Source organism: Burkholderia sp. HMSC10F09 (assembly GCF_001806955.1).
Classification (GTDB): Bacteria; Pseudomonadota; Gammaproteobacteria; order Burkholderiales; family Burkholderiaceae; genus Burkholderia; species Burkholderia multivorans.
The window spans coordinates 392-5,993 of record NZ_KV786496.1 but is presented as its reverse complement, the minus strand read 5'-3'; the positions used below and the strand labels follow the sequence as shown (position 1 = coordinate 5,993).

8 protein-coding genes are annotated in these 5,602 nt (G+C 71.6%); 6 read left to right on the top strand and 2 right to left on the bottom strand.

Annotated features, from left to right (window positions below):
* The 4 genes from HMPREF3115_RS00700 to HMPREF3115_RS00685 form a co-directional block, all read left to right on the top strand.
* Window positions 1-426: triphosphoribosyl-dephospho-CoA synthase (locus HMPREF3115_RS00700; RefSeq protein WP_176748728.1), on the top strand; the 426-nt coding region annotated here is incomplete at its 5' end.
* Window positions 423-1,355, top strand: coding sequence for a malonate decarboxylase subunit epsilon (mdcH, locus tag HMPREF3115_RS00695; protein ID WP_070553190.1), 933 nt, complete (start codon window positions 423-425; stop codon window positions 1,353-1,355). The genes HMPREF3115_RS00700 and mdcH, both read left to right, overlap by 4 nt.
* Window positions 1,356-1,460: 105 nt before the next feature.
* Complete coding sequence (locus HMPREF3115_RS00690) at window positions 1,461-1,982, top strand: phospholipase D-like domain-containing protein (RefSeq protein ID WP_059938709.1); 522 nt, start codon at window positions 1,461-1,463, stop codon at window positions 1,980-1,982.
* A gap of 178 nt (window positions 1,983-2,160) precedes the next feature.
* Window positions 2,161-2,829, top strand: coding sequence for a phosphoribosyltransferase (locus HMPREF3115_RS00685; RefSeq protein WP_006401069.1), 669 nt, complete (start codon window positions 2,161-2,163; stop codon window positions 2,827-2,829).
* Here HMPREF3115_RS00685 and phaZ read toward each other — a convergent pair.
* The gene (gene phaZ, locus HMPREF3115_RS00680) at window positions 2,816-4,063 is read right to left on the bottom strand and encodes a polyhydroxyalkanoate depolymerase (RefSeq protein WP_070553188.1); all 1,248 of its coding nucleotides are present in this window, start codon (window positions 4,061-4,063) and stop codon (window positions 2,816-2,818) included. The two genes, HMPREF3115_RS00685 and phaZ, sit on opposite strands and share 14 nt — an antisense overlap.
* Before the next feature lie 59 nt (window positions 4,064-4,122).
* Between phaZ and HMPREF3115_RS28345 the strand changes: the two genes are divergently transcribed.
* Both HMPREF3115_RS28345 and HMPREF3115_RS00675 read left to right on the top strand, forming a co-directional pair.
* On the top strand, window positions 4,123-4,602 hold the full coding sequence (locus HMPREF3115_RS28345; RefSeq protein WP_083302113.1) for a glutathione S-transferase: 480 nt from the start codon (window positions 4,123-4,125) through the stop codon (window positions 4,600-4,602).
* An 88-nt stretch (window positions 4,603-4,690) separates the two neighbouring features.
* Window positions 4,691-4,888: a hypothetical protein gene (locus HMPREF3115_RS00675; protein WP_006401066.1), complete on the top strand. Its 198-nt coding sequence runs from the start codon at window positions 4,691-4,693 to the stop codon at window positions 4,886-4,888.
* Between the two features lie 158 nt (window positions 4,889-5,046).
* On the opposite strand, the gene HMPREF3115_RS32090 is transcribed toward HMPREF3115_RS00675, so the two are convergent.
* Window positions 5,047-5,602 (bottom strand): MFS transporter (locus HMPREF3115_RS32090; RefSeq protein WP_256275934.1); only part of this gene is annotated, 556 nt, incomplete at its 5' end.

Below are 5,602 nucleotides of genomic sequence, written 5' to 3'. Positions count from 1 at the left end.
CCGCGGCTGCCGGACAGCCACGGCGAACGCGCGAGCCGCCGCTACGGCGTCGGCGGCGCGCGCCGCGAAGCCGCGGACGGCTTCGCGACCGTGTACGGCATCGGCTTGCCTGCGCTACGGCGCGCGGCACGCGACGTGCCGGACGATCCCGAGGCCGCGCGCGTCGATGCGTGCTTCGCACTGATCGCCGCGCTCGACGACACGAATCTGCTGCATCGCGGCGGCCAGGCCGGCCTCGATTTCGCCCGCGCGACCGCGCGCGCGTTCGTCGCACGCGGTGGTGTGCGCGCGAGTGACTGGCGCCGGCACGCGGTGGCCGCGCATCGCGCGTTCGTCGCGCGACGGCTGAGCCCAGGCGGCGCGGCCGACCTGCTCGCGATGAGTCTCTTCGTCGATGCATTCGACGCCGGCGAGGGCGCGCGATGACGCTCGCGATCCTTTGCTCGGGGCAGGGCGCGCAGCGCGCCGACATGTTTGCGCTGGCGGGCGCCGCGCCGCAGGCCGACGCGCTGTTCGCCCACGCGGGCCGGCTGCTCGGCGACGATCCGCGCGTGTGGGTGCGCGAGGCCGCGCCGGATGCGTTGCGCGAGAACCGCGCCGCGCAGATTCTCTGTACGGTGCAGGCGCTCGCGGCGGCCGCGCTGCTCGACGCGCTGTGGCCGCGTCGGCGCTGCGTCGCCGGCTACAGCGTTGGCGAAGTGGCATCGTGGAGCGTCGCCGGCAGCCTCGATCCGCACGACGCGCTCGATCTCGCGGACGCGCGCGCACGTGCAATGGACGCCGCGAGCGGCGGCGACGAGCGCATGGCGTTCGTGCGCGGCTTGTCGCGTGCGCAGCTCGCCGCACTGTGCGACGGGCGCGAGGCGGCGATCGCCATCGCGAACCCGGGCGATGCGTTCGTGATCGCGGGCCGCCAGGCGGATGTCGATGCGGTCGCCGCGGACGCGGCGCGCGACGGCGCCCAGCGCGTCGCGCCGGTCTGCGTGCGGATCGCTTCGCACACGCGGCGCCTGGCGGCCGCCGTGCCCGCATTCCGCGCGTCGCTCGCGGCCGTGCGCGTGCAGCGGCCGCTTACCGGCACGCGATTGTTTTCGGGGATCGACGGCGCATCGGTGCTCGACGTCGACGCGGGCCTCGACAAGCTCGCCCGGCAGATCGCCGAGCCGGTCGAGTGGGCGGCCTGTCTTGCTGCATGCGTCGAAGCGGGCGCGACCGCGTTTCTCGAACTCGGGCCGGGCCGCGCGCTCGCCGACATGGCGAGCGGCGCCTACCCGGCGCTGCCGGCGCGCAGCATCGCCGATTTCCGCTCGATCGACGGCGTCGCGCAGTGGCTCGCGCGCGTCGCAGCGCACTGATCGGGCGCGTCGCAGCGCACGCATCGCCGCTCGCTCGCGGCCGAGTGTTGCGTCGGCGCAGCAGCGTCGCGACGCGCGCTTGCCACGCGATTCGGCATCGCTACAATGGCGCGCGCCATGAGACCAGCCGCCTTTCTCGTCGCCGCGCTCGGCTGCGCGGCGACTGCCCACGCCGCGCAGATTCCGTCCGACGCCGCCTCGGTCGGCGCCTATTTTTCATACGACAATGCGGCCGCCGACGCGACCGTCGCGCTGATCGCGCACGCGCAGCGGCGCGTGCTGCTCGCGGGCTACGCATATGTGCCGCCCGCGGTGGCGAGCGCATTGCGCGCGGCGCGCGTGCGCGGCGTCGACGTGCGCGTCGTGCTCGTGCGTTCCGCGCGGGCAGGCAAGTACAGCGGCGCCGGCTATCTGAAGTCGGCCGGCATCGATGTCGCGATCGATTCGCGGCGCACCGAGCCGATGCCGCGTTTCGTGATCGTCGACGACAGTGTCGCGCTGCCGACCTCGTCCGAGGGCACGGCCGCACAAGCCGAAACGGTCAACGTGTTCGAGCGCGCACCCGAACTCGCGCAGTCGTATACGCAGTCGTTCTGGCGGCTCTATCGGCAGGCGGCCGGACTCTGAGGTTGCCCGACCGCGCTCGTGTGCGCAGTGCGCGCCGCGCGCGTACGCATCGTTCCCGTCGAGGCGCGCGGCAATCGCCGGTATGACCCCGCTTGCATCGGCCGCGTCGATGCACGAAGCTGCATGAGCAGGGCGCGCGCATCGTGCGATCGTTCCGGCGGCGCGCAGGGAGCCGATCATGTTCGAATGTTTCGCCGATCGGGCGGACGCGGGTAGCCAGCTGGCTGCCGCGCTGCACGCGTATGCGGCGCGCGACGACGTCGTCGTGCTCGCGCTGCCGCGCGGCGGCGTGCCGGTCGCCTACCCGGTCGCACGGGCGCTGCACGCGCCGCTCGACGTGCTGGTCGTGCGCAAGCTCGGCGTGCCGTACGAGCCCGAGCTCGCGATGGGCGCGATCGCGACGGGCGGCGCGATTCATCTGCAGTATTCGGTGATCCGGTCGCTGGGCGTGACCGACGCGCAAATTGCCGACGTGCTCGTGCGCGAAACCGCCGAGCTGAACCGCCGCGAAGCGCTGTATCGCGGCGCGCGGGCGCCGCTGCCGGTCGAAGGGCGCGTCGCGATCGTCGTCGACGACGGAATCGCGACCGGCGCGTCGATGCGCGTCGCGCTGCAGGCGCTGCGCACGCGGCATCCGGCGCGCATCGTCGCCGCCGTGCCGGTCGCGCCGGCTGGCATCGGCCCGACCTTCGACGACGTCGCCGATGCATTCGTCGCGGTCGCGCGGCCGCTGTCGTTCTTCGGGATCAGCCAGTTCTACGCGCGCTTCGAGCAGACCGACGACGACGAAGTGCGCGCGCTGCTCGACGCGGCGCGCGGATCGGACGACGGCGTCACGTCCGTCTGATCGCTCGCGCGCGATGCGGCCGCCGCCGTGCCGCTTCGGCGAGCGCGAACAGCCGCTGTAGGGCCGGATGAACGTCGTCGCGCCAGTGTGCGCCCGAAAAGAGGCCGTAGTGATCGCAGTCGTCGATGTCCGCGCGATGGCGGTCGCGCGCGTCGAGGCCGCTGCACATCGCGAGCGCCGCATGCGTCTGGCCAGCGCCCGTCACGGCATCGCGCGCGCCTTCGACGGTCAGCAGCGCGACGTCGCGCAGCGCGGCCGGCTCGACGCACCGGCCGCCGACCTCCCACGTGCCGTTCGCGATGCACATCCGCTGGAACACGACGTCGATCGTGTCGAGGACATATTCAGCCGGCATGTCGAGCAGTGCCGTGTACTCGCGCAGTGCGCGCCGAGCGGCCGCGAGCGCTGCCGGATCGAAGCGCGACGCGGCACGCGCATAGTCCTCGATCAGCGACAGGAAGCGCTGCGGATAGACGAGCGCGATCTCGCCTTGCTGCAGATAGGTCGGGAATACGGGGCGGCCGTGGCCCGCGAAGCCGGGCGGCACGATGTCGATCAGATTGCGACGGCACCACTCGAGAGAATGGGCGGCCGCGGCGGTGCCGAGCGTGCTCGGGTTGAGCCGCGCATCGAGCGGCCCGCCGATCAGCGTGAGGCTGGCCGGCGGCGCGAGTCCGCGCATCGCGCGCAGTGCGAGCGCGCCGAGCGCCGGCACGGTCGCCTGGCACACCGCGACGACGTGCAGCGGACGGCCGCCGAGTGCGAGCGCGTCGATGAAGCCGTCGAGCATCGCGACATATTCGTCGAGCCCGAAGCGGCTGCACTCGAGCGGCACGTCGCGCGCATTGAGCCAGTCGGTCACGCAGACGTCGCCGTCCGCGAGCAGCGTCTCGACCGTCTCGCGCATCATCACCGCCGAATGACCGGCGAGCGGCACGCACAGCAGCACCGTGCGCGAAGCGTCCGCGCGCGCGAAGCGGCGCAGATCGCAGAACGCCGTATGCGCGATGACGCGTTCCTCGATCGCCACGTCGCGGCCGTCGATCGTCAACGGCCCGATGTCGAAGCCGGGCGGCCCGGCCGGCGCGCCGACGAGCGGCTCGAACAGATCGTCGTAGCACGACGCCGCTGCGTGCGGCAGCGTCGCCGACGGCCATGCATCGAACGCGTCGCGCGTCGCATCGCGCCACGCGCGCATCCATTCCCGCTGCTGCTCGACGAGTGCGTACCACATGGCGAACCTTCCGGCGGAATGGGCTGACACTGCATTATGGTCACTGCGCGCGCACAGCGGTGGGCGAATTCGCGGCCGGATGCGGCGCATTCCGTGTGCCTGCAGGCGTCGCATCGCGCGCCGCACGTGCTGCGTCGAGCGAAACGGCGCGGCGCTGCCGCAGTCGTCGGTCCCGTTCCTGCCGGAGCGTTGCACTGAAGTCGATCGGCGCGCTCGATTCTGCGTTGGACCGTTGTGTCTCGATCTCGGCAAAACCGGCCGATCTCCCGTTCGAGCACAAGGCAGTGCCGGCAAGCCACGACTTCGACCGGCGTCGCGCGATCGATCCGGGCGATAAAGCGCGCCGACGCCCGTTGCCGACGACGGTGCGACGACGCGCCTCGATTCGACGCCGATCGGCCGACGATCTCGATCGACTGGCCGAGCCGCAGCGGCCGCCTTTCACCCGATACGATGGATCGACGCACGCACGACGCTCGTCCCGACCGCGTTCGCAGGCCTTCGCCTTCCTGCGCCGGCCGATTGTTCGCGACGGCTGACAAGTGACTTCGCATTCGCGCCGTTTATCCGGAGGTCGCTCGTCCCTAGAATCCACTCCATCGAATCACGCGTTGCCTGATGGAGCCGATGATGAAAGCCCTGATCGAATCGAGCCTGTACCACCCGTCCGTCGTGTTGCCGCTTGCCGCGCTGACGCAGCTGATGGTCGAGCGCGATTTCAATCTCGGCCAGGTCGGCCTGATCGTCGCCGCGCGCGGTGCGCAGGCCGCCGTGTCGCGCTCGCGTGCGCTGATCTTCTGCCGCCACTGCGACGCGCACGCATGAGCGCCGCGCAGCGGTACCCATAAACGAAACGCCCGAACGGCGCGAGGCCGGTCGGGCGTTTCAGGGCCGGGCATGCCGGCCGTCCGATCAAGCCCCGGTTTCGACCGGGGCTTTTCGTTGCAGCGGTTGCAGCGCTTCGCGAGCGCGTGACGCTTCGCTTATGCGCGTGCCGTGGACGCGACGCGATACACGTCGGCGTCGTCGTTCTCGTCCTCGTCGCGCAGCCGGCGCACGAGCTGGTGCGCCTCGCGATGCGTCGCGACGGCGGGCGGCGAGCCCTTCAGCGGCTTGCGCGCGGTCTCGGCGAGCGCGACGACCGATACGATGCCGATCACGGCGGCGCCCATCATATAGTAGGCGGGCATCATCAGGTTGTGCGTGACGTCGACGAGCCATGCGGTCATCAGCGGCGTCGTGCCGCCGAACAGCGACACCGACACGTTGAAGCCGATCGCGAGCGCGCCGTAGCGGATCTCGGTCGGGAACAGCGCGGGCAGCGCCGACGGCATCACGCCCGTGAAGCACGACAGCAGCACGCCGAGGATCAGCAGGCCGCCGAACACCGAGGCGGTCGTACCCGCATGGATCAGCAGCATCGACGGAATCGCGAGCACGAGCAGCCCGACGCAGCCGGCGAGCATCACCGGCTTGCGGCCGACGTGGTCGGACAGACGGCCGGCGGCGAGCGTCATCGGCATCATCAGCACCATCACG